Origin of the sequence: Microbulbifer sp. GL-2 (genome assembly GCF_007183175.1) — a bacterium.
Lineage (GTDB): Bacteria > Pseudomonadota > Gammaproteobacteria > Pseudomonadales > Cellvibrionaceae > Microbulbifer.
Window position 1 is genome coordinate 1,667,012 of sequence record NZ_AP019807.1, and the last position, 26,895, is coordinate 1,693,906.

Consider the following 26,895-nt stretch of genomic DNA (forward strand, 5'->3'; position numbering starts at 1 on the left):
GAGCAAGAGTATGATCACTGGTGATATTACCAGCGTCGCCAGTGATCAGCTTTGAAATATTGCCGTCTCTACAAAATCACCTGCCAATTCTTTTTTGGCAGTTTCCAACCTTCTCTATCTCCCTGACATCAGAGATTCTGTAGAGCAACCCTGCAGTAACTTATCCAGTTTGCAAGCACAATACTGTTTTGTGTACCGGCAAAATATTGCATGCAGAACCGCCGAAGGTACTGTTTGTTAATGGCCGTGAATGCCAATACAGGGCTGGGGTGGCATTGTCGAGTTCATAAAAAAGTCCTGTAGTTGCCTTATCGTCGGCATCGGTTATCTCTCCTGTCTTTATCGCTATCTTTTTCTATTTCCAGTCTATGATGCTAATACTGGGCGAGGCATTAAATACGAATTCGTATTAAGAGTACTTAAAAAATATACCAATAAATTCGATTTTGTTACTAAGTGCCCATTCGAATAAAAGCCTTGGGGGGTTAGTTCGAAAAGGAATTTCGGTGTCTCTAATGAGAAAGCGTCTCTCGCTTCTTTCAACTTTGTATGGCGTTTTATTTTTTCTTCTTTTTATAAGTTCAGGGGCCTCTGCTGATTTTGTTGGCACACTGAATCTCTATACCAATGGCGGTAAACATTGGTTTAACAGTGACCGACTAAATGGGACACCCTTTCATGGATTAAAACTGCGGGACACCACTGGTGGCGGTGGTGGCCTGGGGTTCAATATGACCAACTACTGGGCCATGGAGGGAGTGGTTGATTACTTTGTCGTGAATGTAGATGAAATTCCTGAAAAGGTTGAAGTATACAATTACCATTTGGACCTGCTTTATCAATTTGGTGGCCAGTTCTGCGGCGACTTTTGCTGGCAACCCTACGTAGCTTTCGGGATTGGCGAAATTCGTATTAACTACGATGATGCACCAAAAAAACATTACAGGGATAAAGACGGCAAGTATCGTTATGACTGTGATTACAAACGAAAAGATCCCTATACGCACCTCTACCCAAAGTACGTCTGTAATTGGCATGATAGCCAGACTATGGTCAATCTGGGTATTGGAGTGAAATACAGCCTGGGTCCTCGTTGGCAGGCACGGGCTGATATACGTCTCTTTCAAGGGGTGGAAGAGGGTGGCCTGGATGGATTTGCCAGTGTCGCGGTAGGCTATCAGTGGCTTGAGTATCCGGATTTTTGGTATGACGAGGATGCCGACAGTGTGATTGATGCGACAGACCAATGCCCACAGACACCGGTTGGTGTAGATGTGGGGCCCGATGGCTGCCCAATCGATTCAGACTTCGATGGCGTACCGACCTATATAGACCAGTGTCCGAATACACCAATTGGTATTGCGGTGGATGAATATGGTTGTATCCGCAGCTAGAAATTGGCGGCTTCCACTTTCTTAGGAAAACCGCCATCCGCTGGTGCCACCCAGAAAAGGGATGCCTGTGATGTAACTTTATGATGGCAGTTTCAGGTACAGTATCAGGGCAAAGCGCCCCTCCAAGGCTGTAAGAATCGGTGAGTAGAGGTATTACTCTCCACGCAACTCTTCCACTTGTTCAGAAATTTCGAGCCACTCCATTTCCAGGGTATCAAGAATCTCGCGCTGCTCTACCTGCACTTTATTGAGACGGGAGATTTCCTCCTGTTGACTGCCGCTATACAGGTTTTCATCAGCAAGCTTTTCCTGGGTCTGATTCAGCTTTTTCTCTGCTGTGGATATCTGCCGCTCAATAGCTTTCAGTTTGTTGGTGAGTGGTTTTAATTGTTCGCGTAATGCCGCAGCAGCGCGCCGTTGTGTTTTCTTGTCTTCAGTGGGCTTGGCAGGACTTTCACAACTTTCCGTGGCCTTCTCTTCGCGTCGTTTCTCCCGGTTAAAACCCAACAGCCACTGTTTGTAGTCGTCAAGGTCTCCGCCATAGGGCTCGGCACGGCCATTGGCAACCAGAATAAATTCATCGGTGGTGTTGGCGAGCAGGTGGCGATCGTGTGAAACCAAAACCATCGCACCGGGAAATTCTGCCAGTGCCATAGTCAAAGCATGGCGCATCTCCAGATCCAGGTGGTTGGTGGGTTCGTCGAGTAGTAACAGGTTTGGTTTCTGCCAAGCCAGGATAGCCAATGCCAGGCGCGCCTTCTCACCGCCGGAAAAGCCAGCGACGGTTTCAAATACCCGATCCCCGACAAAGCCATAACCGCCGAGGAAGTCCCGCAGTGATTGTTCACTGGCATCGGGGCTTAAGCGTTGAATGTGTAGTAGTGGCGAGGCTGCTCCGTCGAGGGCTTCCAGCTGGTGCTGGGCAAAGTAGCCGATTGCCAGGTGTTCCCCACATTGGCGCTCGCCACTCAGTGGCAGCAGATCCCCGGCGAGGGTTTTGATCAGTGAAGATTTACCTGCGCCGTTGGGGCCGAGCAGGCCAATGCGGCGACCGGGTTGGATCCCCAATTGTACTTTGCTCACCACTACCTTGTCGGCATAGCCGATATCCGCTTCGCGCAGATCGATTAGCGGGTTGGAGGTCTTCTCTGCGGATGGCAAGGTGAAATGAAAGGGGGAGTCCACGTGGGCTGGGGCAATCTGGGCCATGCGATCGAGTGCCTTAATGCGACTCTGTGCCTGTTTGGCCTTGCTCGCTTTGGCGCGGAAGCGCCGCACAAAGTCTTCCATGTGCGCGCGTTCGACCTGCTGCTTTTCGAACTGGATTTGTTGCTGTGCCAGGCGCTCGGCGCGCGTGCGCTCAAAGGCACTGTAATTACCGTTATAGAGCACCAGTTTATGCTGCTCAAAACTGACAATGCCATCGACGACCGCATCGAGAAAATCGCGGTCGTGGGAAATAATCAGCAGAGTACCGGGAAAGCGCTGTAACCACTGCTCCAGCCACAGGGTTGCATCTAGGTCCAGGTGGTTGGTGGGCTCATCCAGCAGCATCAGGTCAGCCGGACACATCAGTGCCCGGCCAAGACTTAGGCGAATGCGCCAGCCCCCGGAGAAGCTGCGTACAGGTCGCTGTTGGTCTGCGTGGGAAAAGCCGAGCCCATCGAGCAGCTGTGCTGCGCGGGCTGGCCCGCTGTAGCCATCGATACTGGCCATACGCTCGTGTAGTTCCCCCAGCTTGTGGCCATCGGCCACACCACTGCTCTCCGCCAGAGCCAGCTGTTCCTGCAGTTGGCGCAGCTCCTGATCGCCATCGAGTACATAGTCGAGGGCGGACTGTTCGCTGGCCTCAACTTCCTGGGCCATGTGAGCAATACGCCAGGTACTTGGCAGGTCGACATGTCCGGCATCGCTCTCCAGCTGGCCGAGCAAAAGTTTGAACAGAGTTGACTTGCCACAGCCATTCGCGCCGATAATCCCTACTTTATGGCCGGGGAAAATGCGGCAATCCGCGCTGTCCAACAGGTCGCGCTCACCCCGGTGCAGAGAGACACCTTGCAAATTGATCACTGGAAAAACCTCATATGAACAGGTCGATGGATGCTAGGCTATTCGACGTATTCGAGCCCAATCGCCGCCCGTATAAAGCGCCGATCCACAAAAGGTCGGGATTCTAACGTGACAAATAGTTCACCTCCATCTTCTCCACAGGAAAACCCTCTGTGGCAGTTCAGCCTGGACTTCTACCGTCATGGGGAGGTTGAGGCATTCCTGCTCGACTGTCAGGACAGAAAAGGTGCGGATGTGTGTCTGTTGTTATGGGCGAGCTACTCTACCGCCTGTGGGCGGCAGTTGAGCGAAGAGAGCTGGCGGGTTGCAGATCGCGGGTTGGCGCCGAGGAGGCGCATGATTAGTAGTGTGCGCCACCTTCGACGTCTGCTCGGGCGCTTTCGCCCGCGTACACAGCGGATTTATGATTTATGCAAGCGCTACGAGCTTAACCTCGAACAGTTACAGCTGGCAGCACTGTGGAAAATCTGCAGTGAGGAATGGCCGGGGGATCGCCCTGCACTGGAGCTGGCCGGGCAGCAGTATGGCTTGTTACAAAAAGAGCAGGCCCACTGGTCAGATCTCATTGAGAGCTTTATGACACAGTCAAAAAACCTGAATTCGATTTAAGCGGATTGCCCAGCTTCCGAGCTTATGCAAAGTTTTATTACGGTAAAAGTGTGGAAGTTTGATTGCGGAAAAAATCTTTTGCTTAAATTCTGCGGAGCGGTACCGTTTTGAAGGGCCACGCCCTGCCGCCAATAGAGAAATTGGCAGGCTGGGCGCTGCAAGTGGAAGCCAATGACTTAGTTTTACTCGCTGCCGGGGTTTTCCGAGGAAAACAGGCTGTTGGCAGGTGTGGTTGGTGTAATAGTCGATGCTGGTGGTGTAGGCTCGGCTGGATTTTGTTCCTTGGCTGGCGCAAAGGTTTTCACTTCTTCCGGGGCTTTTTTCACCGCCACAGGCTCTCGACTTGTTGCCTGTTTGGGCTTTTCATTTTTCGCCTTGGCCGCTACTGGAGCTTTTGCCGGTGATACGGGCTTGGTCTTAGCCGTTTTTTTGCTGGCGGGCTTTGCCACTTTTTTGGCTGTAGCGGGCTTGGCTGTAGTTTTCTTTGTGGTTGTACTTGCGGTTTTTGCCGGGCTCTTGCGTGCGCTGCTCTTCTTGGCTGCAAGTTTCTTTTCAGCAGCTTTTTTGGCTACAGGTTTTTTAGTTGCCTTTGTACCAGTTGTTTTTATGGCCTTGGCAGCAGTCTTTGTGGTGGCTTTTTTTGTTGCCACAGCTTTTTTAACTGCTGGGACCTTTTTAACCTTTGGCTGCTTCTTGGTGAATTCCCTCTCCGTTTTGGCTGCAATTTTGTGCACTGTTTCCGCCGCTTTGAGTTCGGCTTTGGCCAGGGCCTGTATATCCTTGGCTTCGGCTACCGCTCCCTTGGCCAACTGGAATGCGTCATTGAGTTTTTCCACGTTAGCCTTAGCGGTATCAACCCGTTTCCGTGCAGCGGCGGTCTTAGTGGTTTTAGCCGCGGCGCGGGTATCGCTCAGTTTGGTTTTGGCCTTGGCCAGTTTTTCCTTTGCCGAAGTCAGAGCTTTTCCAGCTTTTAATACCGCCTTGCCGGCATCGGTGACTTTTTTATTGCGGGCTTTATCCAGTTTTACGGTGAGCTTGGAAATTTGCGCTTCCAATTCTGCGACCGGATTGACAGCTTTTCGTTTGGCAGCCATGAGTAAATGTCCTGACGTTTATTATCGATTGGCACTTCCGGGTGGTGCACTAGCCTTGCCTTAAATACGATCGATACCGCTAAAGAAGAGACGCGCGCACTGTATATTGCCCCAAAACTGAAAAGCACCTCAAACAGTCCGGAACAATAACCGGTGACTGGTCGATAATAGCGCTGTTTGTAAAAAAAATGTATGCCGTGTGCGGTGAAAAAAGCGCGGCTTGCGTTTTTTTATGGTGGATTTCGGAACTGGCATCGGGAATGTGGTGTCCAGCACAGTGTGGAAGTCACCGGTATGCACTGGCTGTCGCCTTGGGTTAGACTTGAGCGCACTGGCGGATAGCGTGCGCCTGACGGCTTAGGGCCGCGACAGCATTGCCTGAGAAGCCGCTGACGGCGTTGGACCAAGGTCAAGCGCGAATCCATAAACGCAATACGGACAAAGAGACAACACCCATGAATAAATACCCTTTGGCTGCAGCAATTGCCCTAGGCCTGGTGCTGACCGGCTGTAACGAACAGGGATCCAAGCAGGAAAAAGAAGTTACCCTGGATACTCAGGAGAAGAAGGTCAGTTACATCATTGCCGAAGATATGGCCAAGCGTCTTCAGGCTCAGGATGTGAAGCTGGATCCAAAAGTGGTATTGATGGCGCTAAATGATGTTGCCAGCGACCGCGATTCTCGCCTGTCCGATGAAGATAAGCAGCAGACCATTGCCGCCTTCCAGGAGCAAATGCAGAATAAGCAGCAGGAGATGCTGGCCAAGCAAGAGCAGGAATTTAAAGAGTCAGCGGATAAAAACCTGACTGAGGGTAAGGCATTCCTGGAAGAGAATGCGAAAAAGGAAGGTGTAATCACCACTGATTCCGGCCTTCAGTACAAGGTAATTACCGAAGGTTCCGGTAATAAGCCCTCTGCCAGCAGCACCGTTGAAGTCGACTACAAGGGTACCCTGATTAATGGCGAGGAGTTTGATAGCTCCTACGCTCGTGGTGAGCCGGTACAGTTTCCGGTTAACGGTGTAATCAAGGGTTGGACTGAAGCTCTGCAGTTGATGAAGGAAGGCTCCAAGTGGGAACTGTATATCCCTTCAGAGCTGGCCTATGGTCCTGGCGGTGCCGGCGGTAAGATTGGCCCAAATGCGACCCTGATTTTTGAAGTGGAACTGCACAAAGCCAATGTTGGCGGCGAAGAAGAAAAGAAAGACGAAGAAAAGAAAGAAGAACCCAAGTCTGAATAATCTGACTTTTGGGACTTTACTGAAAAAGGACGCTCTTTCGGCGTCCTTTTTTATTTTGACAGGATGATTTAAAAATTAATAAACCGTTTTTGAATAACCAGCAAAAAGTTGCAGATAGCATTGCCTTCACGATGGTTAGTCAGTGACGGTCAAACTGACCAGGTGTTTTCGCCTCAGACAATCTGGTTTTTATGTGCGGTATGTAACAGGGCTATCATCTGGTCTTCGGAGCTGAAACGAGTTTCCAGGGCTTCCCCGAGCTCGGATAGGTCCGGGATCAGGCTGGTGAGGTCGTCAGTCTCCAGGTATTTATCATTGAAGTCGACCGCGATATCAGTAGTCGTATCGATATCTTTGTAGAGTTCGCAAGCTTTCTTTAGGCCTGATTTGTCATCGAATGCTTGACCTTCACGCATCAATTGTTCGTAGACTTCAAAGTGGCCAGCCGAGACATAATCCACTAAAAGCTGACATAACTTGCGTACCCGGTCTTCAGATTCAGGGTCATCCTCACTGAATTCTTTTTTTTCAGAAAGGTGGTAGAAGCTTACTAACAGGTTTTGGCGTGACTGTAGCCAGCGGTCGATTATTTCGCTGACACCACCCCAGCGCTCCCGCGCCGTTTTGCAATTTTCCAACATCCCGAAAATGTCCTTTTTTACTGTTGCCGCAGAGGCCAGCGTTATTGCTGGTGTCGAAGGCCTTATGGAAGATAGGAGATTCCCCCGCCGGCGGCAAGGAAGAGGGTGCAAAGTACGCCAGAATACTGTGACAAACCTGTGATTTTGATGGTGGAAATTGTGCGTGGTTCAGCTGCCAATGGCCAGCGGCAGGATGAGAGCGGTCAACGCGCCACAGAGCCCCATCGCGAGGGCGGCACAGGCACCGCACAGGGTGCTGATTTCCAGCGCGCGGGCGGTGCCCACGGCGTGGGCGTTGATACCGAGTACTACCCGAGAATACGCTCATCGCGAATACCAAGAAGGCGCAGTAGCGGCGGTCCGGCCAGGGCGCCAACCACCCCGGTAAATACCACTATGCCTGCAGTGAGACTCAGTGCAGCGCCAACTTTTTCGGCGAGCGTAAGAGCGATTGGAGTGGTGATGGATTTACTGCTGAGGGCGAGTACTACGGATTCTCCCGCGCCAAATAACAGAGCGATCAGAATAGCTACAACCGGAGCCAGAACAGCACCGACTGCGATTGTTACTAACAATGGCCAGCCGGCTCGGCGGATCACTGCCAAGTTCTTTTTCAGCGGCACCGCTAGGGCCACTACTGCGGGTCCGAGTAGTGCATAGAGCAGCGCACTGGAGCGCTGGTAGTCACTGTAGGAAATATCCAGTGTGTAGAGCAGTGCCGTTACGATCAGGCTGGCAGTCACTATAGGGTGCAGTAATACCGTGCCACTGTACCGGTATAGGCGAACACCAGCCCAAAAAGCGATCAGGCTCAGCGGCAAGGTGAACTGTGGGCTGTGCAGCCATTCAATCATCTCTGTGCCCCTTATCTAACAGCCTGTGTAGAAGCAGAGCGGATAGAGCGAGGCTGACCAAGGTACCAATCACAATCGCGGCAATGAGAGCTAGCCACTCTGACAGGGTCAGGTCGCGCAGAAAGAAAACCCCTACTGCTGCGGGCAGGAATAACAGGGGTAACAGGAAGAGAAGCTGGGAGCTGACTTGGGCCAGGCCGCGGGGTACGCCACCGTAGATCACCAGGCCAAATAGCAGCAATAGCATACCCACCACCGCGCCGGGTACAGGTAGTTCGAGCGCTGTGCTGGCGAGGTTGCCCAGGCGATCACAGCCAAACAGAATGGCGGCGCCGATCAGCCAGTGGAATATATTGCGCAGAGTGGGTGGGGTCATTTTGGTGAGAGTGCGGCTCAGTGGAGCCGCCACCTTTTATCACGCTTTGCGGAATGCCTGCCAGCCACCAAACAGGATCAGGGCGGCGAAGCCGAGCGCGGACCAGCCGGGGATACTCAGGCCCATCATGGTCCACTGTACTTCTGCGCAGTTGCCGTCGCCGCTAAGCAATGCCTTGAGTACATCGGCCATAGGGAAGACTTCCAACATATAGCTTACGCTGGGGCCGCAGGCAGGCACCTGGTCTTCGGGCAGGCTCTGTAGCCATAGCTGGCGGCCGGCAAAGTAGAGCCCACCCAGAGCGCAGATGGATACCAGCAAGCCATAAACGCGCCTGCCGATAGTGGCGGGGTTGTGCAGGAAGGCGATCAGCGAGACCACCCCCACACCGAGCAGCATCACCCGCTGGGTAATACACAGCTTGCAGGGCTCCAGGCCGCGTACGTATTCCAGATAGAACGCAGCGCCAAGCAGGAAGGCAACGATTAGGAAAACCAGCAGAAAAGTGATGCGTGGATTAGGTAAGGTCATGATTTGTCGGATCCTGAATAGTGCAACCGAAACCGGGTGGCTTCGAGATTCAAGTCGGTCATTAGTTTATTGAAATTGTGTTCCAGCTTTTCCCGCCCGGCGCTCAGTTCGGGCAGTATCTCCTGCAGGGCCACCGGGCGGCGCAGGCGCAGTCCGACTCGCTCCAGGGTAAGGCCAATCACCTGCTCTTCGCGGTAGCTCTGTAGCAGTTTAAACTCCTCTGCTCGTGCTATAAATGCCTTCGCATGCGGCGGAATATACCGGCTGTCGCTGCGAAAGTCTCTCCAGCATTCGGTACAGAATTCTTCCAGCCCCAGTGGATGCCACCGTTGCCAGTTCTGTGCCAACAGGTGATCGAACCAGATATCCAGGGCGATTCCGGCGTAGCGGCGCCATTTGGGGTCCAGTTGCGTCAATGCATCGCGGTATGCTGTGTGGCTATCTGTGGTTGCATCGATCCGCCGATGCAGCCGGATGCCGGCCTCAATGGCGGCGGGCCGCTCGCCACTCAATGGCCCTTTGACAAAATCACCCAGTAGTCCGCCTAGACGCCATCGTGCCTCAGGACCGGACAGCAGCAGGTGTGCGAGATAGTTCATGCCCTAGATCCGTTTGCGCCCGCACATCCGGCCCGGCACCGGTGGCCGACTAGTCCTGACAACAAATATATTGTGCGTAATAGTGACTGAGGAACTCTTCAAAAGAGCCCTTATCCTCCGCTTCCACCTGCTTTTGCTTGAGCAGCGACTCCTCTGCCTGGCGGGAAAAGTCCCGTACTGAGTCACTGTCCAGAGGGCGCTCGAGGAAATAGTGTCGGTGCTGTTCGGCCTTCTCCATGGCCCACTGGTAAAAACTCAGTTGGTGCGCCTCCATTTCGGACAATATCTGTTGTGCCGGAGTGGGAATTTCCCCCTTCACTTTTGCACGCTGGACACCGACGGCGCCTCGGTACTGATCGCCGCCCCAGGCCCTGTCGAGCAGTTCGGCCACAGAATCCATTTCTTCCAACAGCTGGGAAGCCCAGTCCTCAAGTTTGCGTTCGCTTTCACCAGAGCGCAGCAGCAGGCCTGGCTCGTGGCCGCGATAGACTATGCGCTGCTGGTTTTCCTGGGTTGCGCGATAGTCGACATCATTAGTTTTGGGACTGTCGGTAAGCAAACAGTGCAGCAGAAAGCTGTCGAGGAAGCGCATTTGCTGTGCGTCAATGCCTAGGGGCATAAACGGATTCAGATCGAGGCAGCGAACCTCGACATACTCGACCCCGCGATTATCCAGTGCAGCCAGGGCTGTCTCGCCGCGTTCAGCCGGATTCTTGGGTCGAATGGGCGAATAGAACTCGTTTTCAATCTGTAGTATGCCAGTGGAGAGCTGCTGGTATTCAGATTTGCCATCTTTCACTCCCAGCTCCTGGTAGGGGCCGTAGGGACGGCTGATGGCTGAACACAAAGTAGAGAGATAGCTGCGCAGGTTGTTATAACAGACGATAAGGGATTGCTGCACATCGCTGTTATAACCCAGGTCGCCCATTCGTAATGAGGTGGCGTGAGGGACATGCAGGGTGTGGTCGTCGCCATTAAATGGCTGCAACTTGTGCTCGCGTCCATCCACAAAGGAAGAACACACCGCCGGTGCCGCGCCAAACAGATAGATCAATAGCCAGTAATTGCGGCGGAAATTGCGGATTAGATCGAAGTAGCGACGGGTTTTGAATTCGCTCAGAGACTCACTGCTGCCCTCGAATTCGTGCAGCCACTGCCAGAATTCATCGGGCAGGGAAAAGTTGTAATGGATACCGGCGATAGTCTGCATGGCTCGGCCGTAGCGCAGTCCGAGACCAAGGCGGTAAATAGTCTTCATGGCGCCGCTATGGGAAGCGCCATAGCGCGCTACCGGAATATCGCTATCGGTGCCGATCACACAGGGCATGCTGTTGACCCACAGGCGTTCGTCACCGATCTGGCTGTAGGTATAGCGATGGATGCGGTCGAGTATCCGCAGCGCTTCTTCCGGGGTGGCTACCGGAGGCGTGATAAATTCCAGCAGCGCCTCGGAAAAATCAGTGGTGATACTCTCGTGGGTGAGCGCAGAGCCCAATGCCTGTGCATGGGGGGTCTGCGCCAGGGTGCCATCACTGGCGACCCGCAGGCTCTCTTTTTCGAGTCCGCGGCGTATGCCCTTGAGTAATTGCACAGGTTTGGCCTGAGACAGGGCGGCCAGGTGGGGAATAGGCACTCGAATCTCCTTGGTACTACCGGAACTTTCTTTTTCGTCGCTGGATTGGGCGACTGGTGCCGGTTCTGAAAGAGTCGCCACTCAGGCGGCGGACTCAGATTCCGATTTATTTTCGCCGGGTTGAGCGGGCGTTTCTGCTGGGGCTTGATCAGGTGCGACCTCAGGCGCCGGCTCCGCGGGCACTTCCGGTTCTACCTGGGGCTCCAGTTCAGGGGGTTCCTGTGCGGGCATTTCCTCGGGGGCGGCCGGTTCAATTTCCGGGTCACCCTGCAGAGTGGAATTTTCGGCTAGGGACTCTTCTGGCACAAGGGGCTGGCCCTTGTTATTCAACTCGCACTGCAGCAATTCAATGCGCAGGCTGACGTCACGCGTATTGGCCTCGAACATCTGGTTAATGGCGACATCTTTATGTTCACTGCGAAACAGTTTGTTCGGCTCGCGACCTTCCAGCCATTCGCCGCTTTTGCTCAGGAACTGCTGGTGCTGGTTGGTCAGCACGTAGACGTGACTCATTGTGTTGGGCAACTTTGATGCTGTGACAGAAAGGCAGTTTAGCGACGGGTGCTGCGCGGCTCAAGGAGTCCGTGAGAGCGAACGCGGCAAACGCCCGCTCCCGTGGGTTGAGGTGGGAATTGTTACACAGATTCCAGTGGGTAGTGCTCCGGGTAGGGGAGGCGTGCGCAACCACTGTCCACGGCTGCGCGGGCTACAGCGGCAGCCACTTCCGGCAGTAGGCGCGGGTCTGTGGGCTTGGGCAGGATATAACTGGAGCCAAAGCTCAGTTCCACACCGCCGTAACCCTCGCGCACCGAATCGGGTACCGGCAGGTGAGCGATTTTTCGGATAGCTTCTATCGCTGCCAGTTTCATCTCTTCATTTATCCGTGCCGCGCGCACGTCCAGGGCGCCGCGGAAGATAAAGGGGAAGCACAGCACGTTATTGACCTGATTCGGATAGTCAGAGCGCCCCGTAGCCATAATCAGGTCGTCGCGTACACTGTGGGCCAACTCCGGTTTAATCTCCGGATTCGGATTGGAGCAGGCAAAGATTACCGGTTTGGGTGCCATGCGCTGCAGTTGCTCGGCGGAGAGCAGGTCCGGGCCGGATACGCCGAGAAAAACATCGGCGCCGCTGATCGCGTCATCCAGAGTGCGCATATCCGTATCCCGCGCCCACTCGCCCTTGTAGGCATTGATATCGGTGCGGCCCGAATGAATTACCCCTCGGCTATCGAGCATTGTGATCTGCTCCTTGCGCGCGCCTGCAGCCAGCAACAGTTTGCAGCAGGCGGTGGCGGCGGCACCGGCGCCCAGGCAAACCATGTGTACTTCACTGATTTTTTTGCCCTGGATCTCCAATGCGTTGAGCATTCCGGCGACGGTCACAATAGCGGTGCCGTGCTGGTCGTCGTGGAAAACGGGAACCGGGCAACGCTCGACTAGCGCTTCTTCAATATGGAAGCACTCCGGCGCCTTGATATCCTCAAGATTGATGCCGCCGAAAGTGTTGGCAATGGCGGAAACGGTTTGGATAAACAGCTCCGGGCTGTTGACGTCCACCTCGATATCCACCGAATTGATATCAGCGAAGCGTTTGAATAGTAGCGACTTGCCCTCCATTACCGGTTTGGAGGCCAGCGGCCCTAAATTGCCGAGGCCGAGGATGGCACTGCCATTGGATATCACCGCCACCAGGTTGCCCTTGCCGGTATAGCGGTAGGCAGCCTCTGGGTCTCTGGCGATCTCTCGCACCGGTTCGGCCACCCCCGGACTGTAGGCCAGGGACAGGTCCTCCTGGGTTTCGGCGGCGGTGGTCAGCTCAACTGAAAGTTTGCCGGGACTGGGGAGCGCGTGGTAATCGAGCGCTGCCTGGCGTAATGAATCCGTCATTTGGGGGCTGTTCTCTCGAAAACTGGGGGGCAACACCGCGGTGTTATCCCGGTTACTGCGGGGGCCAGAGAATAACCGAGGGGCGCTTGCAGCTACAAGCTCAAAGGAGGGGGGGAGCAGATACTTCTTACTATTTTGCCCTTAGCAATTGGCCAATTTCAGGATGATCAGTTGTTAAATCGCGGTTTTGAAGGATAGGTTTATCGTCAAAATCAATAAGATTAAGTAATTCAAATCGATTTTGCCGGTGGGTTACTCAAGAGTGCAGGTGGGGGATTTCGGAGCATAAAAAAGGGCGCCAGGGGAATTCCCGTGCGCCCTCCTCCGAGATACCGAAGTATCTCAATATTCGGATTACTTGCCGATGCGGCTGCCGAAACGCTTCTTGAAGCGATCCACACGTCCACCGGTGGTAGCTTGTTTTTGCTTGCCAGTGTAGAAAGGGTGGCACTGGGAGCATACGTCGATCTGCAGGTCTTTACCCAGGGTAGAGCGGGTCTTGACTACGTTGCCACAGGAGCAAGTGGCAGAGATTTCAGTGTAGTTCGGATGGATATCTGCTTTCATGATTGCCTCATTTCGAAACCGCCACTCGATCTGCTGCCGGGCACGGTATCGTCGTTGGAGCAGGAACCGGACTGGTTCCAGGCTGATTAAAAAGTCGGCGCATACTATCAGATTAGCGCCGGGGTTCAAGCCCAAATGCCGATCCCTGCTGCGGCAGTTCTTCTGTTGGTCAGGTACATATGGTTCCCTCCCTGTTAGCTAATTTTGCTGACCACCTATTACGCTCTGTACCTAGCCGTACCAGCCAGTACACTAGTGCCTTTAATTGAGGTTTTCGGGGGCGAGGTGCAACAGGCGGTCCAACAAAATGTCATTTTACGCTTGGCGGTACCCGTACCTTTGCGGCGCCTGTTCGACTATCTGCCCCCTGAGGGGCTGGACTCCAGGGAACTAAAGCCAGGCCAGCGCCTGTGGGTGCCTTTTGCCGGACGCAAACTGGTAGCGGTACTGGTGGATATTGTGCAGGAGTCGCCGCTGGCGCAGCTAAAACCTGCACTGGAATTGGTCGATAATACAGTTCTTTTTCACGGGGACAGCCGCAAGCTCCTTAACTGGATCGCAGACTACTACCAGGCGCCAATCGGTGAAGTCTATGCCGCCGCCCTGCCCGCTGCCTTGCGCAAGGGCAAGTCAGCGGATCACTGGGCCGAACAGTGGTTACAGCTCACCACCGAGGGTAAGGGGCTACCGGAATCTGCACTGGCGCGAGCCCCCAAGCAGCAGGCTCTGTTACAGCAACTAATGTCGGGCGGTAAACAGAGCCATACCTATCTGAAGGCCCAGGGACACACTGCGGCGGTAGTGCGTGCTCTGCAGGAGCGTGGCTTGGTGGAATGGGAGACTGGACCTACAGTGCCGCCACAGTTACCGACAGCAGAATCAGTGCCAGCGCCGCAATTGAACAGCGAGCAACAGCAGGTGCTGAACTCTGTGGATTGTGGCTGCTTCTCAGCCACCCTGCTTGAAGGAACCACTGGCAGTGGCAAGACCGAGGTATACCTGCGCCTGATGGAAGGTGTATTGGCTGAGGGGCGCCAGGCACTGTTGTTGGTACCGGAAATAGGCCTCACACCACAGACACTGCGGCGTATTGCCGCGCGTTTTCCCGGGCACAGTATTGCCGCCCTGCATTCAGGCCTGGCTGAGGGGGAGCGCGCCCAGTCCTGGCTGGCTGCGGTAGCCGGACAGGCAGATATTGTGATTGGCACCCGCTCGGTGATCATGACGCCACTGCCAAGACTCGGCATAGTAATAGTGGATGAGGAGCATGATGCTTCTTTTAAGCAGCAGGATGGCGTGCGCTATTCAGCCCGCGACTTGGCGGTAGTGTTGGCACGCAATACCGATGTGCCGGTACTGCTTGGTTCTGCCACCCCTTCCCTGGAAACCCTGCACAATGCCCTCAGCGGCCGCTACCAACATTTGCGTATGCGCGAGCGAGCAGGTGATGCGCGCCCGCCACAGATTCATGTGGTTCCCACGCTGCGCGAGCCACTGGAGGAGGGGTTTTCCCCCCAGGTCTTACGTCATATCGGCGATACCCTGGCACGCGGCGAGCAGGTTCTGGTATTTATTAACCGGCGCGGTTTCGCTCCAGCTCTTACCTGTGACGACTGCGGTTGGCTGGCCGATTGCCCACATTGCTCCAGCAAACTCACTATGCATCGGCGCCAGCGCCAGTTGCGCTGCCATCACTGCGATTATCGCCGCCCGCTGGTGGACACTTGCCCACAGTGTCATAGCCGCTCGATTTCTGCTCTGGGAGGAGGGACTGAGCGCAGTGAGGAGTTGTTGACGCGGCGCTTTGCTGACTACCCGGTAATCCGCGTCGACCGGGATACTACTGCCAGTAAGCAGGCTCTGGATAAACTGTTGGCTCCGGCGCGTGATGGAGAGCCTTGCCTGTTACTGGGGACTCAGATGCTGGCAAAGGGGCATCATTTGCCACGGGTAACACTGGTCGCCATTCAGGATGCCGATGGTGGGCTGTTTAGTGCAGATTTTCGCGCCCCTGAGCGTACCGGACAGCTCTTGGAGCAGGTGGCCGGACGTGCCGGGCGGGGCAGCCTGAGCGGACGGGTGTTGGTGCAGAGCCGCTTTCCTGAGCACCCGTTGTTACAGATGTTGCTGGAAAAGGGTTACGGCACCTTCGCACGCCAATTGCTGCGCGATCGCGCGGTGGCGCAGCTTCCACCAATTCACGCTATGGCCCTGGTAAGAGCGGAGTGCGAAGAGCCCGGCTGGGCGGAGGAATTCCTGCAAAATGCGCGAATGTTTATGCAGTCCCTGGTACCACCCTCACCCCAGTTACAGTATCTGGGCCCGGTGCCGGCACTGCTGGAGCGCAAGTCGGGGCGCTTCCGTTTTTATATACAGGTAACCGCACAAAACCGGGCGCAGTTGCAGCCTCTTTTGGCGCGCGTGTGTGCCTGGGCGGAAGGTAATAAAAATCGCCGCCTGCGTTGGGCGGTGGACATGGATGCCCAGGAATTGTCGTAATTTTTGTCAGAGTGCAATGCCTTCGGTGCAATTGGCGGTACAATTCGCACGCTGAACAGACCACCCAGGGAAGAAATCCTAAATGAGCCGTCGCAAAACCAATCGCCGCAGTAAAAGTTCCGCGGGCAAGCCCGCCTGGGGCTGGTTTTTCCTGGGCAATATTTTCGGCGGTTTCGCGGTTTTCCTGCTCCTTCAATACGGAATTACCGGAGAAGGTAAGAGTGCCGGCAGCAACGGTAAATCGCCGGCGTCAAAGCCGGCTGCAGAGGAGCTTAACCAGCCGCGCTTTGATTTCTACACCATGTTGAAGGAAAACGAGGTTTCTGTACCGCCACCCAAGGTGGCTAGGCCGGCGCAGCGCCAGCAGGGCTCCGGCACAGCTCAGGGGACTGTCAGTAAGCCTCCGCAACAGGTTTATATCCTGCAGGCAGCTTCTTTCCGTGATTCCACTGAGGCCGAGCGCTTGCGAGTGCGGCTCACCCTGGCCAATCTGGATGTCAAAGTGGAGTCCGCCAGCGACAGCCGCGGCACCTGGCATCGGGTATTAGTGGGTCCATTCGACACCCGCTCGCGTATGGCCAAGGCGCGCCAGGTACTGGCTGAGCACCGGTTGATGCCATTGGTGCTGAAACGCCCTGCCAACTGAAGCAAAGGTTGGGCATCCCAACCGGTGCAGTTGACTAAAAGGTAGAGCCTCCGATCTTTTGATAACCACCCTGCCTGGTGGTGCTAACCCCAGAGCAATAAGCTATTTAAGTGGCCAGGCTGATTCGACTCAGGATTCACTCGTGACTCCCATATAAGACACAGTACTTGCGACGGAAATCAGCGCTGGCATTAGGCGGGATAAAAAGTGGCTAACAGTGGGCTGAAGTCGAGTGTTGTCAGGATCATTAAAGGAAAATCCTTGGTGAGTAGGGAGTTCTGAACATAGCAATTGCCCCTCCTCTTATTGAAATCGGCGTGCATCGTCCTCACTTATCTAACCTGAATGAAATTCCCGGCGCGATTGCTCACCACCTTTCGCGCTGAAGCACACGCGTAATCCGAGAGGTCTCCATTGGAACAGTATCGCGGAACCACTATTTTATCCTGTCGCCGCAACGGTAAAGTTGTGATTGGCGGCGACGGCCAGGTGTCCATGGGTAACACCATAATGAAAGGCAATGCACGCAAGGTGCGCCGCCTGTACAAGGACAAAGTGATTGCCGGTTTTGCCGGCGGCACCGCCGATGCCTTCACTCTGTTTGAACGCTTTGAAGCCAAGCTGGAAGCCCATGGCGGTCAGTTGACCCGTGCTGCGGTGGAGCTGGCCAAAGACTGGCGCACCGACCGCGCCCTGCGACGCCTCGAAGCCTTGCTGGCAGTGGCCGATGAGAGCGCCAGCCTGATCGTGACCGGTAATGGCGATGTTATTCAACCGGAAGATGACCTGATTGCCATTGGCTCAGGTGGGCCTTTCGCCCAGTCTGCAGCGCGGGCACTAATTGACAATACCGATATGGATGCCCGCGCGATTGTTGAGCAGGGCCTGAAAATTGCCGGTGATATCTGTGTTTATACCAACCAGAACCACACCATCGAAGAATTAAATTATTAAATCCCAAGCGCCTCTCCAGGCGCCAGTGGCTGGCTGGACCACTTTAATAGTCCGCCGACAGTTTTGCAGGAATTGATATGTCCCAGATGACCCCCAGAGAAATCGTCCACGAACTCGACCGCCATATTGTCGGCCAGCAGGACGCAAAACGTGCCGTGGCTATTGCGCTGCGCAACCGCTGGCGCCGCATGCAGGTGAGCGAGGATTTGCGTGCTGAGATCACCCCGAAAAACATCCTGATGATCGGCCCTACCGGCGTAGGTAAAACTGAAATTGCGCGCCGGCTAGCGAAGCTGGCTAATGCGCCATTTATCAAGGTGGAAGCGACCAAGTTCACCGAAGTTGGCTATGTTGGCCGCGATGTGGAATCTATCGTACGCGATCTCGTTGAGATGGCGGTGAAGCAGGAGCGCGAGCAGGCGATGTCTGGCGTTCAACAACGCGCCATGGATGCCGCCGAAGAGCGCATCCTCGATGCGCTGCTGCCACCAGCGCGCTCCACCGAGCCGAATGACAAAGACTCCAGTACTCGCCAGCTATTTCGCAAGAAGCTGCGCGAGGGAGAGCTCGACGATAAGGAAGTAGAGTTGGATATGGCTGCAGCGCCCGTGGGTGTGGAAATTATGGCACCTCCGGGCATGGAAGAAATGACTAACCAACTGCAGGGCATGTTCTCAAATATGTCCCAGGGCAAGACGCGCAAGCGTAAATTGCCGGTTAAGCAGGCGATGAAGCAGCTCACCGACGAAGAGGCTGCCAAGCTGGTTAATGATGAGGATATAAAAACCCGTGCAATTCGCGCCGCAGAACAGAATGGTATCGTCTTTATCGATGAAATCGATAAGGTGGCCAAGCGTCAGGAAAGCGGTGGTGCTGATGTGTCCCGCGAAGGCGTTCAGCGTGACCTGCTGCCGCTGATTGAAGGCAGCACAGTCAATACCAAGTACGGCATGATGAAGACCGACCACATCCTGTTTATTGCCTCTGGTGCCTTCCACCTGTCCAAGCCCTCGGATCTGATCCCCGAGCTGCAGGGGCGCCTGCCGATCCGGGTGGAATTGAGCTCGCTGACTTCAGCGGACTTTGAACGTATCCTCACTGAACCCTCAGCCTCTCTGACCGAGCAGCAGAAAGCTCTACTCGCTACAGAAGGTCTGGACCTGAAGTTTACTGATGAGGGTATTCGTCGCATTGCAGAAGTAGCTTATGAGGTGAATGAGCGTACCGAGAATATTGGCGCGCGCCGTCTGCACACCGTGCTTGAGCGTCTGCTGGAGGAAATCTCTTTCGATGCTGGCGATGGTGATAAAACCCTGAACGTGGATGCCGCTTATGTGGATAGTCACCTGGGTGAGCTCAGCCAAAACGAGGACCTGTCGCGTTTTATCCTGTAAATGAAACCGCAAAAAATCCGATTAAATCGCGCAGAGAAAAACCTGCAGTTGGTATTTGCCGATGGCGAATTTACCCTGCCGGCAGAGTATTTGCGCGTCTACTCCCCCAGCGCCGAAGTGCGTGGCCACGGCAACAGTGCTCCGGTTCTGGTGGATGGCAAAATGAATGTGGGCATCGACAAGATCGAGGCAGCTGGTCGCTATGCGTTGAAAATCGACTTCGATGACGGCCATGATACGGGTATTTATACCTGGGAATACCTGCGCGAATTGGTCGAGAATTACAGCGCTAATTGGGAGAGCTACCTGCAGCGCTTACGCGCGGAGGGCAAGGGGCGGGACCCTGATGAAAGCGTGGTGAAACTTATCGGATAACACCGCGCGCCATCCATACAACTGGATCTGAAGTACAGATTATTTAGTCAGTTTGTGCATGTCGGCGCACATCGATGTGCCTCCTCGCGATAACTAATAAGTATCGAGAAAACAGCTGCTTCCGGGTGATTTTCGCATTACTGTAACAAAAGTGTGTAACTACTTTTACGCTTGGATAAATGGCTGCCGGCCAGCTAATAGATAATTTTAGAAGTTAACCGGCGCGTAATTCTTTTGTCACATTTCCAGACTCTAATGCTTGCGAAATTTCACGAGTTCTGGAGGCCCACAGTGGCAAAAAAACTTGTCCGCGCACTCAGCGCCTTTTGTTTAATCCCCCTCGCTTCTGCAGTTTCAGCTGCCAGCTTGCCCGAGTACCAAACCAGTAGCGATTGGTTTACCGATAGTGCTGAACGCCTGGAGGAGCGTGCCGCCCTCTCTCGTGAAGACAAAACTGCGAAAAATGTCATCCTGTTTGTGGGCGATGGTATGGGTATTTCCACACTCACCGCTGCGCGAATTCTCGAAGGCCAACTGCGTGGTCAGAGTGGTGAGGAAAATACCCTTTCCTTTGAGGAGTTCCCTCACTCCGCATTGATCAAAACATACAACACCAATCAGCAGACCCCGGATTCTGCCGGCACCATGACTGCGATGATGACCGGTGTTAAAACCCGTGCGGGAGTCATCAATATCGATGGCGATGCATTGCGCGCTGATTGCGCCAGCACCGAAGGTAAAGAGCTGAATACCTTCCTCGAATTGATGGAAAACCGTGGAAAATCTACCGGTATCGTTTCTACCGCACGACTGACCCACGCTACCCCGGCTGCAACATATGCGCGTAGTCCAGAGCGAAACTGGGAGTACAGCGCTGAAGGAAATTGCGTGGATATCGCCACGCAAATGGTTGAGTTGGAATATGGGGATGGTATTGATGTGATGCTTGGAGGTGGGCGTCGCAGTTTTACAACCACCGACGCCAATGGGAAACGCGAAGACGGGCGCGACCTCACCAGTGAGTGGTTACAGCGCTATGAAGGCGAACAAAGCGCAGAATATGTGCAGACCGGATCTGAGCTGGCGGGCGTGGACCTCGCCTCCACAGATAAGCTGCTGGGACTCTTCAGCAGCAGCCACATGAGTTACGATGCGGATCGCATTGCCAAGGAGAGCGATGAGCCGAGTATTGCCGAGATGACCGGTACCGCGATCGAACTCCTGCAGAAGGATAGCGATGGCTATTTCCTGATGGTGGAGTCGGGCCGAATTGACCACGGTCACCACGCCGGCAACGCCTATAACGCATTGCACGATGCTATCGCCTTCGCCGATGCCGTACAGACAGCGCTGGACAAGGTAGATCTGGAAGACACCCTGATCCTGGTAACTGCGGACCATAGCCATGTGATGAGCATTGCCGGTTACCCGACTCGCGGCAACCCGATTCTCGGCAAAGTGGTTGAGAATGACAGTAGTGGTGCAGCAAAAGCTGAAGTGGAAACCGCATCCGATGGATTGCCTTACACCACATTGTCCTATGCCAACGGTCTGGGCTTTGCTGATCTCGGTGAGAACACTGATGCGGATGAGCGTTACGATATAGCCGCTGATACCGGGCGCAAGGATATTTCCGGTGTAGACACTGAGGCACCGGGCTTTCACCAGGAAGCCTTGGTCCACTTGGAGTCAGAGAGCCACGCGGGTGAAGATATCAGCCTGCACGCCATTGGTGCCGGTGCCAAATTGGTACAAGGGAGCCTGGAGCAGAGTGCGCTTTTCCATGTGATGACTGCTGCGACTGACTTGTCGTTGACAGAAGAATAACTGGGGGTAAATCACCATGAGACATTTTAAAAAGACCCTGCTGGCTTTCTCTGTAGCCTTGCTGGCCGCAGGTTGCAGTGACGACAAGTCCAGCTCCAATCCCGTTGAGCTTCCTGAGCCAGAAGATGTGTTAAACCTGCCTCAGGGGCAGCTCGATAGCAATTGGTTTAAACAGGGGCAGCAGGCTGTGGAAGCTGCACAGGCAATCACAATTAACAATACTCCCGGCGCGGCAAAAAATATTATCTTGTTTGTTGGCGATGGCATGGGTATTTCCACAGTCACTGCCGCGCGTATTCTCGCCGGTCAGCAACAGGGGCTCGAGGGTGAGGAGCACCAACTGAGCTTTGAAAAAATGCCTTTTGCCGGCTTGGTGAAAACTTACAACACCAACCAGCAGACCCCGGACTCTGCCGGTACCATGACGGCTCTGGTTACCGGGGTTAAGACCAAGGCTGGTGTATTAAGTGTCGCGGAAGATGTAGCTCGCGGCGATTGCGCAGCCAGCTTGGAGCGCCCGCTTACTACGGCTATTGAATTGGCAGAGGATCTGGGTAAGAGCACCGGTATTATCAGTACTGCGCGCATCACCCATGCTACTCCAGCAGCCACCTACGCCAAGGTACCAGAGCGCGGTTGGGAAGCAGCTGCTCCTGACGGTTGTACCGATATTGCTGCACAGCTGGTTGAACTGGAAGCCGGCGATGGTATCGATGTTGTCATGGGCGGCGGTCGCCGCAACTTCCTGCCCAGCGCTGTCACCGATATCGAGGGAGAAGCCGGGCGCCGTGAAGATGGGCGCAACCTGGTGGATGAGTGGAAGACCCGATATAACGACGGTGTGAACAATATTGTGTATGTTGAAGACACTACAGGCTTTAACGCTGTAGACAGTGCTTCAACTGACAAGCTACTTGGCTTGTTTAATTCTTCGCACATGGAGTATGAAGCCGTTCGTGAGGGTGATATTGCCGGTGAACCCTCACTCACTGAGATGACGTCTAAAGGTCTCGAGCTCCTGCAGAAAAACGATAATGGTTATTTTCTGATGGTTGAGTCCGGCCGTATTGACCACGGTCACCACGCTGGCAATGCCCACCGCGCACTGACTGATGCAGTGGAGTTTGCCGAAGCTATCCAATACGCGATGGACAACACCAATGCAGAAGACACCCTGATAATCGTCACTGCCGACCACAGCCACGTGATGACGATTGCTGGTTACCCGACTCGCGGAAACCCGATTCTCGGCAAGGTGGTTGGTAATGACAGCAGTGGTGAGGCGGAAGCCGCTCCTTCACTGGCAGGAGATGGCCTGCCTTATACCACTCTTACCTATGCAAATGGCCCAGGTTACAGCTCCACTGATGACGCTAGGCGAGGTGATCTTACCAGCATTGATACTGCGGCACTCGACTACCAGCAGGATGCCCTGGTACCTATGAGCAGTGAATCTCACGCCGGTGAAGATGTGGGCGTATGGGCGAGCGGACCCGGTGCACACCTAGTGAGCGGAACCAATGAACAGAACTTCCTGTTCCATGTTATGGCTCGTTCAGGTGGCCTGCTGGAGCAGAATGCCAACTAATAGCCGTATTGTTGATTACGGTAATTCTTAACTGCGGTTCAGCGGTGCAGGTATTTTTCCTGCGCCGTTTTACATTCTCCCCTCCTCTAACTTTCTATTGGCGAAGAGTGCAGAACACATAGTTTCTATTTCCCGGCGCAGTCTCATCTTGCGCCAGTCACCCAGTTCCAATATTGGTATTAGCTCTTTTCCCAGATTCTCTCCTGCCGCAATTGCCAGGCGGCACAGTAGATAGGTATCGCGCCAGTCTCCCAGTGCCTGGGCCAATTGTTTTAGTGATTCACAGCGCCAAGTGGCTGATAGTGGAAATCTCTCCCCAAGTAAACGGCTGTGATACCAGTGATCTTTTACTCGTTTGCGTAGTTGGTGCAGGTTCTCTGCGCTATCTAATTTGTGTACACGATGCCAGGCTTTGCGTGCACGACTGTAGCCACGGTGATACCCACACTCGAGGTGAGTCCAGCGCACTTTTCCCAATGGCCAGCTTTCAATGCTCTCGCGAGCTCTAATCAGCAACGTATCTACTTGTGCCAAAGTCTTTTCATCTATTTCCGCCTGCAGCATGTACGCGACGAATGCGTGCATTGTGGGAAAGTAATTAGGTGGAGCTATTGCGAGCAGGGCCCCGCGAATAGAAGCTAGATCGCGGCTTTGAGCGAGGCTTTGCGCCAAGTTGCGGTAATGGGAATTCTCACGCTGGTACAGCTGTGGCCTCTTGGGTTGTACCAAGCGCAGTAGGGCGCGTAATTTCTTGCAGTGTTTGCGCAATTCATGCACGGCGTGCTCATCTGGCAGCTGCTTTGCGTTGCTGATTGCGGCAGTAACTTCTGCCTGGGCGATAAGTTGCAGACCTACGCCTGGCATTACATTGCAGTCGAGCCGGTAACTCATGGCCCCTTTCCAGTATTTTGTTCCGGTTTCTACATGGCTCAATTTTAGTGAGTTTCAACGGGGCCGATGATGAGCGGTGCCCCACCGGCTTTGGCGATGTACAATGGCTTCCCTGAATTTGGCTCAGCAGGCAGCAAAGCATGAAGGATCGCAAGACCACCCACTTCGGCTACCAAGAGGTCCCGGTGGAGGAAAAGGCCGGTCGTGTGGCGGAAGTGTTCCACTCAGTGGCGGCGCGCTACGACGTAATGAACGATTTGATGTCTGGAGGCATCCACCGACTCTGGAAACGTTTTACCATCGAGTTGTCCGGTGCGAGGCCGGGACAGAAAGTTTTGGATATTGCCGGGGGCACCGGCGACCTTACAGCGCGCTTCTCGCGTATTGTGGGTGCCAGTGGCCAGGTGGTACTGGCGGATATCAATGAATCGATGTTGCGTGTAGGTCGTGACCGTTTACTGGATCGCGGCATCGCCGGCAATGTGGTGCCAGTTCAGGCGGACGCCCAATATCTGCCCTTTCCCGACAATACCTTTGACTGCATTACCATCGCTTTTGGTCTGCGCAATGTCACCGATAAGGATCTGGCCCTGCGTTCCATGTTACGGGTACTGAAGCCTGGTGGTCGGTTGCTGGTGCTGGAGTTTTCCAAACCGGAGTCAAAGTTCCTGGAAAAAGTCTACGATCAGTATTCTTTCCGCCTGTTGCCATTTATGGGCAAGCTGGTGGCCAACGATGCAGAGAGCTACCGCTACCTGGCGGAGAGTATCCGCATGCACCCGGACCAGGAAACTCTCAAGCAGATGATGAAGGATGCCGGTTTTGTCGATTGTGAGTTTCATAATATGACCGGTGGCATCGTAGCACTGCACCGCGGTATTAAGCCCTAGTCTGCGCCCGACATGATTTCCTCTCAAGTTATGGCACGAGGCCAGTAACCGCCATGAGCGATCCCACCTATCGCGCGGGTTTTGATGCCGCGCTGGAAACCGCCATCAATGCGGCCCTGCAGTATGATCCGGCCACCCGTGCGCGGCTGGAGGGGCTGGACGGTAAAATTATGCAGCTCGACCTGACTGCACCAAAGCTAGAGTGCTGCCTGTGTATTGAGGGCGATCAGGTGCGTGTGCGCCAGCACTGGGAAGGGGATGTCACTACCTCTATCAGTGGTTCGGCTATCTCTTTAATACGTTTGTTGAAAGACCCGGATGCCACCCCTGCAGCCTTGGAGGTGTCGATTAGTGGCTCCAGTGCCCTGCTGGCGGAATTGCAGTGGATCATGAGCGACCTCGATATCGATTGGGAGGCACTACTGGCACAATTGGTTGGCGATATTCCTGCCCACTCCATCGGTAATGTGTTGCGTAGCGCCAGCAGCTGGCTGAGCGCCAGTCTCAGTCGCGCACCGGTAGCGGCAGCGGAGACTATCAGCGAAGAGTGGCAGCTGACTCCGCCACAGGCGCAGTTTGAAGCCTTTGTCGATGACCTTGCGGAGCTCTCTTTGGCCACCGAACGCCTGGAGGCACGTGTGCGCCTGTTGCAGGAACAGTTTTCGCGCAGGGAGGCCGAGTAGTTTTGCCGCTTTTTCGCAGTTTCACCATCGCGCGGGTATTCCTGCGCTATCGTCTCGATCAGTTATTGCCCGCTGAGCGGCGCCCATTGTGGCTTCGTGGAATGCTGGCTCCCCTAAAACTGTTGCCGCAGCCAAAGATGGAACGCGGCGAGCGCCTGCGCCGCGCTCTGGAGGAGCTGGGGCCGATTTTCGTCAAGTTCGGTCAGCTGCTTTCTACACGCCCGGATTTATTACCACCGGATATCGTTGAGCAACTTGATTACCTGCAGGATAAGGTGCCCCCCTTCCCCAGCGACCAGTGTACCGCGATGATTGAGGCGGCGCTGGAAGCGAGTGTCGATGAAGTCTTTGCCAGCTTTGAGCGTGAGCCCTTAGCGGCAGCTTCGGTGGCACAGGTCCATGCCGCAGTACTCACCACCGGTGAATCGGTAGTGGTGAAGGTATTGCGCCCGGGTATTGGCGAAGTAATTCAGGAGGATTTGCGCCTGTTGGGGGTGATTGCCCGCGGTATCGAGCGTTTCGTACCGGATGGGCGTCGGCTGCGCCCAATTGAGGTGGTGGAGGATTACCGCCACACCATTGAGGGGGAGTTGGACCTGGTGCGAGAGGCTGCTAATGGCACCCAGCTGCGGCGCAATTTCAATAATTCGCCTCTGTTGTATATCCCCGAGGTGCATTGGGAATATACGCGTGAGAATGTGCTGGTGCTTGAGCGGATCGATGGTATCCCGGTTACAGACCTGGCGCAGCTGCGCAAGCAGGACACCAATATGCAGCTGCTCGCCGAACGCGGCGTAGAAATCTTTTTCAAGCAGGTGTTCGAATACAATTTCTTCCACGCGGACATGCACCCAGGCAACATTTTTGTATCCCGCGAGCACCCAGAGCGCCCGAAGTATATTGCGATCGACACCGCAATTGTCGGCAGCTTGTCGCGGGAGGACCAGTACTACCTGGCGCGTAACCTGCTCGCTATGTTCCGTCGCGATTATCGTATGGTGGCTGAGTTACATGTGCAGAGCGGCTGGGTGCGGCCCGACACGCCGGTGAATACTTTTGAAGCGGCAATTCGCGCCGTGTGTGAACCTATTTTTGAGAAACCGCTGGGGGAGATCTCCTTTGCGCGGGTGCTGATCAGCTTGTTCCAGACCGCGCGCCGCTTCGATATGGCGGTACAACCTCAACTGGTATTGTTGCAAAAAACTCTGCTGAATATCGAGGGACTGGGCCGGCAGCTTTATCCGCAGCTGGATCTGTGGAAGACTGCTCATCCATTTTTGGAGCGTTGGATGCGTGATCGTATTCATCCGAAAACTATTGTGGGTGAGATAAAGCGCTACGGGCCCGAGTGGCTGGAGAAGTTTCCACAGATGCCACAGCTTGTTTACTCGGCACTTGAACAGTCGCGGGAACTGGCGCCGCAGTTGGAAAATATTGGTGAGAAATTGGCGAGTGGCCAGCGCCGTGGGCGCTGGCAGTACCTGCGCCGAGTAGGTGGAGTACTGCTCGCTGCGGGTGCCCTGGCCCTGAGCAAGCCCCAGTGGTTGGAGCAATTGTCGCCCTCGGGCTGGACTCTGGGTATTGCGGCTCTGGTATTGCTGCTCTGGCCTTAAGTTCAGGCTTACCGGACTTCGCTGGTATCGGGCCAGC

General features: G+C 54.6%; 26 protein-coding genes. 13 read left to right on the forward strand and 13 right to left on the reverse strand.

Annotated features, from left to right (window positions below):
* Positions 1 to 515 precede the first annotated feature (515 nt).
* Positions 516 to 1,394, forward strand: a complete 879-nt coding sequence (locus GL2_RS07290) for an outer membrane beta-barrel protein (RefSeq protein WP_143730033.1) — start codon at positions 516 to 518, stop codon at positions 1,392 to 1,394.
* A gap of 153 nt (positions 1,395 to 1,547) precedes the next feature.
* On the opposite strand, the gene GL2_RS07295 is transcribed toward GL2_RS07290, so the two are convergent.
* Positions 1,548 to 3,464, reverse strand: a complete 1,917-nt coding sequence (locus GL2_RS07295) for an ATP-binding cassette domain-containing protein (protein WP_143730034.1) — start codon at positions 3,462 to 3,464, stop codon at positions 1,548 to 1,550.
* Positions 3,465 to 3,572: 108 nt separating this feature from the next.
* Here GL2_RS07295 and GL2_RS07300 point away from each other — a divergent pair, with 108 nt between their 5' ends.
* Positions 3,573 to 4,073: a TIGR02444 family protein gene (locus GL2_RS07300; RefSeq protein ID WP_143730035.1), complete on the forward strand. Its 501-nt coding sequence runs from the start codon at positions 3,573 to 3,575 to the stop codon at positions 4,071 to 4,073.
* 182 nt (positions 4,074 to 4,255) lie between these two features.
* Here GL2_RS07300 and GL2_RS07305 read toward each other — a convergent pair whose 3' ends face one another.
* Entirely contained in the window at positions 4,256 to 5,167 is a 912-nt protein-coding gene (locus GL2_RS07305; protein WP_143730036.1) for a histidine kinase, read from the reverse strand.
* Between the two features lie 455 nt (positions 5,168 to 5,622).
* On the opposite strand from GL2_RS07305, the gene GL2_RS07310 reads away from it, so the two are divergent.
* Complete coding sequence (locus tag GL2_RS07310) at positions 5,623 to 6,408, forward strand: FKBP-type peptidyl-prolyl cis-trans isomerase (RefSeq protein ID WP_143730037.1); 786 nt, start codon at positions 5,623 to 5,625, stop codon at positions 6,406 to 6,408.
* A 173-nt stretch (positions 6,409 to 6,581) separates the two neighbouring features.
* Here GL2_RS07310 and rsd read toward each other — a convergent pair whose 3' ends face one another.
* The 10 genes from rsd to rpmE form a co-directional block, all read right to left on the reverse strand.
* Positions 6,582 to 7,049, reverse strand: coding sequence for a sigma D regulator (gene rsd / locus GL2_RS07315; RefSeq protein WP_143730038.1), 468 nt, complete (start codon positions 7,047 to 7,049; stop codon positions 6,582 to 6,584).
* A gap of 168 nt (positions 7,050 to 7,217) precedes the next feature.
* Positions 7,218 to 7,334, reverse strand: coding sequence for an LrgB family protein (locus GL2_RS22320; RefSeq protein WP_172621084.1), 117 nt, complete (start codon positions 7,332 to 7,334; stop codon positions 7,218 to 7,220).
* Between the two features lie 23 nt (positions 7,335 to 7,357).
* Positions 7,358 to 7,903, reverse strand: coding sequence for an LrgB family protein (locus tag GL2_RS07325; protein WP_143730039.1), 546 nt, complete (start codon positions 7,901 to 7,903; stop codon positions 7,358 to 7,360).
* Positions 7,896 to 8,312, reverse strand: a complete 417-nt coding sequence (locus GL2_RS07330; RefSeq protein WP_197736532.1) for a CidA/LrgA family protein — start codon at positions 8,310 to 8,312, stop codon at positions 7,896 to 7,898. The genes GL2_RS07325 and GL2_RS07330 overlap by 8 nt, the downstream gene beginning before the upstream one ends.
* A gap of 6 nt (positions 8,313 to 8,318) precedes the next feature.
* Positions 8,319 to 8,810 carry a disulfide bond formation protein B gene (locus GL2_RS07335; protein ID WP_143730040.1) on the reverse strand — a complete coding sequence of 164 codons (492 nt, stop codon included), beginning with the start codon at positions 8,808 to 8,810 and terminating at the stop codon, positions 8,319 to 8,321.
* Positions 8,807 to 9,409, reverse strand: coding sequence for an ACP phosphodiesterase (locus GL2_RS07340; RefSeq protein ID WP_143730041.1), 603 nt, complete (start codon positions 9,407 to 9,409; stop codon positions 8,807 to 8,809). The genes GL2_RS07335 and GL2_RS07340 overlap by 4 nt, the downstream gene beginning before the upstream one ends.
* Positions 9,410 to 9,458: 49 nt before the next feature.
* Positions 9,459 to 11,042 carry a glutamate--cysteine ligase gene (gene gshA / locus GL2_RS07345; RefSeq protein ID WP_143732823.1) on the reverse strand — a complete coding sequence of 528 codons (1,584 nt, stop codon included), beginning with the start codon at positions 11,040 to 11,042 and terminating at the stop codon, positions 9,459 to 9,461.
* A gap of 81 nt (positions 11,043 to 11,123) precedes the next feature.
* Positions 11,124 to 11,555 (reverse strand): hypothetical protein, encoded by a 432-nt coding sequence (locus GL2_RS07350; RefSeq protein ID WP_143730042.1) that lies wholly within the window; start codon positions 11,553 to 11,555, stop codon positions 11,124 to 11,126.
* A gap of 122 nt (positions 11,556 to 11,677) precedes the next feature.
* Positions 11,678 to 12,931, reverse strand: coding sequence for a malic enzyme-like NAD(P)-binding protein (locus GL2_RS07355; protein ID WP_143730043.1), 1,254 nt, complete (start codon positions 12,929 to 12,931; stop codon positions 11,678 to 11,680).
* A gap of 354 nt (positions 12,932 to 13,285) precedes the next feature.
* A complete protein-coding gene (rpmE, locus tag GL2_RS07360) occupies positions 13,286 to 13,498 on the reverse strand; it encodes a 50S ribosomal protein L31 (RefSeq protein WP_143730044.1) in 213 nt (70 codons plus the stop codon).
* Between the two features lie 285 nt (positions 13,499 to 13,783).
* On the opposite strand from rpmE, the gene GL2_RS07365 reads away from it, so the two are divergent.
* From GL2_RS07365 to GL2_RS07395, 7 genes are all read left to right on the forward strand, one after another.
* Positions 13,784 to 15,997, forward strand: a complete 2,214-nt coding sequence (locus GL2_RS07365) for a primosomal protein N' (RefSeq protein ID WP_143730045.1) — start codon at positions 13,784 to 13,786, stop codon at positions 15,995 to 15,997.
* An 82-nt stretch (positions 15,998 to 16,079) separates the two neighbouring features.
* Positions 16,080 to 16,643 carry an SPOR domain-containing protein gene (locus GL2_RS07370; protein ID WP_143730046.1) on the forward strand — a complete coding sequence of 188 codons (564 nt, stop codon included), beginning with the start codon at positions 16,080 to 16,082 and terminating at the stop codon, positions 16,641 to 16,643.
* 414 nt (positions 16,644 to 17,057) lie between these two features.
* Positions 17,058 to 17,597 carry an ATP-dependent protease subunit HslV gene (gene hslV, locus GL2_RS07375; RefSeq protein ID WP_143730047.1) on the forward strand — a complete coding sequence of 180 codons (540 nt, stop codon included), beginning with the start codon at positions 17,058 to 17,060 and terminating at the stop codon, positions 17,595 to 17,597.
* Positions 17,598 to 17,674: 77 nt separating this feature from the next.
* Positions 17,675 to 18,991, forward strand: coding sequence for an ATP-dependent protease ATPase subunit HslU (hslU, locus tag GL2_RS07380; protein ID WP_143730048.1), 1,317 nt, complete (start codon positions 17,675 to 17,677; stop codon positions 18,989 to 18,991).
* Positions 18,992 to 19,366, forward strand: a complete 375-nt coding sequence (locus tag GL2_RS07385) for a gamma-butyrobetaine hydroxylase-like domain-containing protein (RefSeq protein ID WP_143730049.1) — start codon at positions 18,992 to 18,994, stop codon at positions 19,364 to 19,366.
* Between the two features lie 291 nt (positions 19,367 to 19,657).
* Positions 19,658 to 21,193, forward strand: a complete 1,536-nt coding sequence (locus GL2_RS07390) for an alkaline phosphatase (RefSeq protein ID WP_143730050.1) — start codon at positions 19,658 to 19,660, stop codon at positions 21,191 to 21,193.
* A gap of 16 nt (positions 21,194 to 21,209) precedes the next feature.
* Positions 21,210 to 22,781: an alkaline phosphatase gene (locus tag GL2_RS07395; protein WP_143730051.1), complete on the forward strand. Its 1,572-nt coding sequence runs from the start codon at positions 21,210 to 21,212 to the stop codon at positions 22,779 to 22,781.
* 69 nt (positions 22,782 to 22,850) lie between these two features.
* Here GL2_RS07395 and GL2_RS07400 read toward each other — a convergent pair whose 3' ends face one another.
* A complete protein-coding gene (locus GL2_RS07400) occupies positions 22,851 to 23,672 on the reverse strand; it encodes a CHAD domain-containing protein (RefSeq protein WP_143730052.1) in 822 nt (273 codons plus the stop codon).
* Positions 23,673 to 23,812: 140 nt separating this feature from the next.
* On the opposite strand from GL2_RS07400, the gene ubiE reads away from it, so the two are divergent.
* The 3 genes from ubiE to ubiB are packed head-to-tail and all read left to right on the forward strand — an operon-like array spanning position 23,813 to position 26,858.
* A complete protein-coding gene (gene ubiE, locus GL2_RS07405; protein WP_143730053.1) occupies positions 23,813 to 24,562 on the forward strand; it encodes a bifunctional demethylmenaquinone methyltransferase/2-methoxy-6-polyprenyl-1,4-benzoquinol methylase UbiE in 750 nt (249 codons plus the stop codon).
* Between the two features lie 53 nt (positions 24,563 to 24,615).
* A complete protein-coding gene (locus GL2_RS07410) occupies positions 24,616 to 25,245 on the forward strand; it encodes an SCP2 domain-containing protein (RefSeq protein ID WP_143730054.1) in 630 nt (209 codons plus the stop codon).
* A 2-nt stretch (positions 25,246 to 25,247) separates the two neighbouring features.
* The gene (ubiB, locus tag GL2_RS07415) at positions 25,248 to 26,858 is read left to right on the forward strand and encodes a ubiquinone biosynthesis regulatory protein kinase UbiB (RefSeq protein WP_143730055.1); all 1,611 of its coding nucleotides are present in this window, start codon (positions 25,248 to 25,250) and stop codon (positions 26,856 to 26,858) included.
* The last annotated feature ends 37 nt before the right edge of the window (positions 26,859 to 26,895 follow it).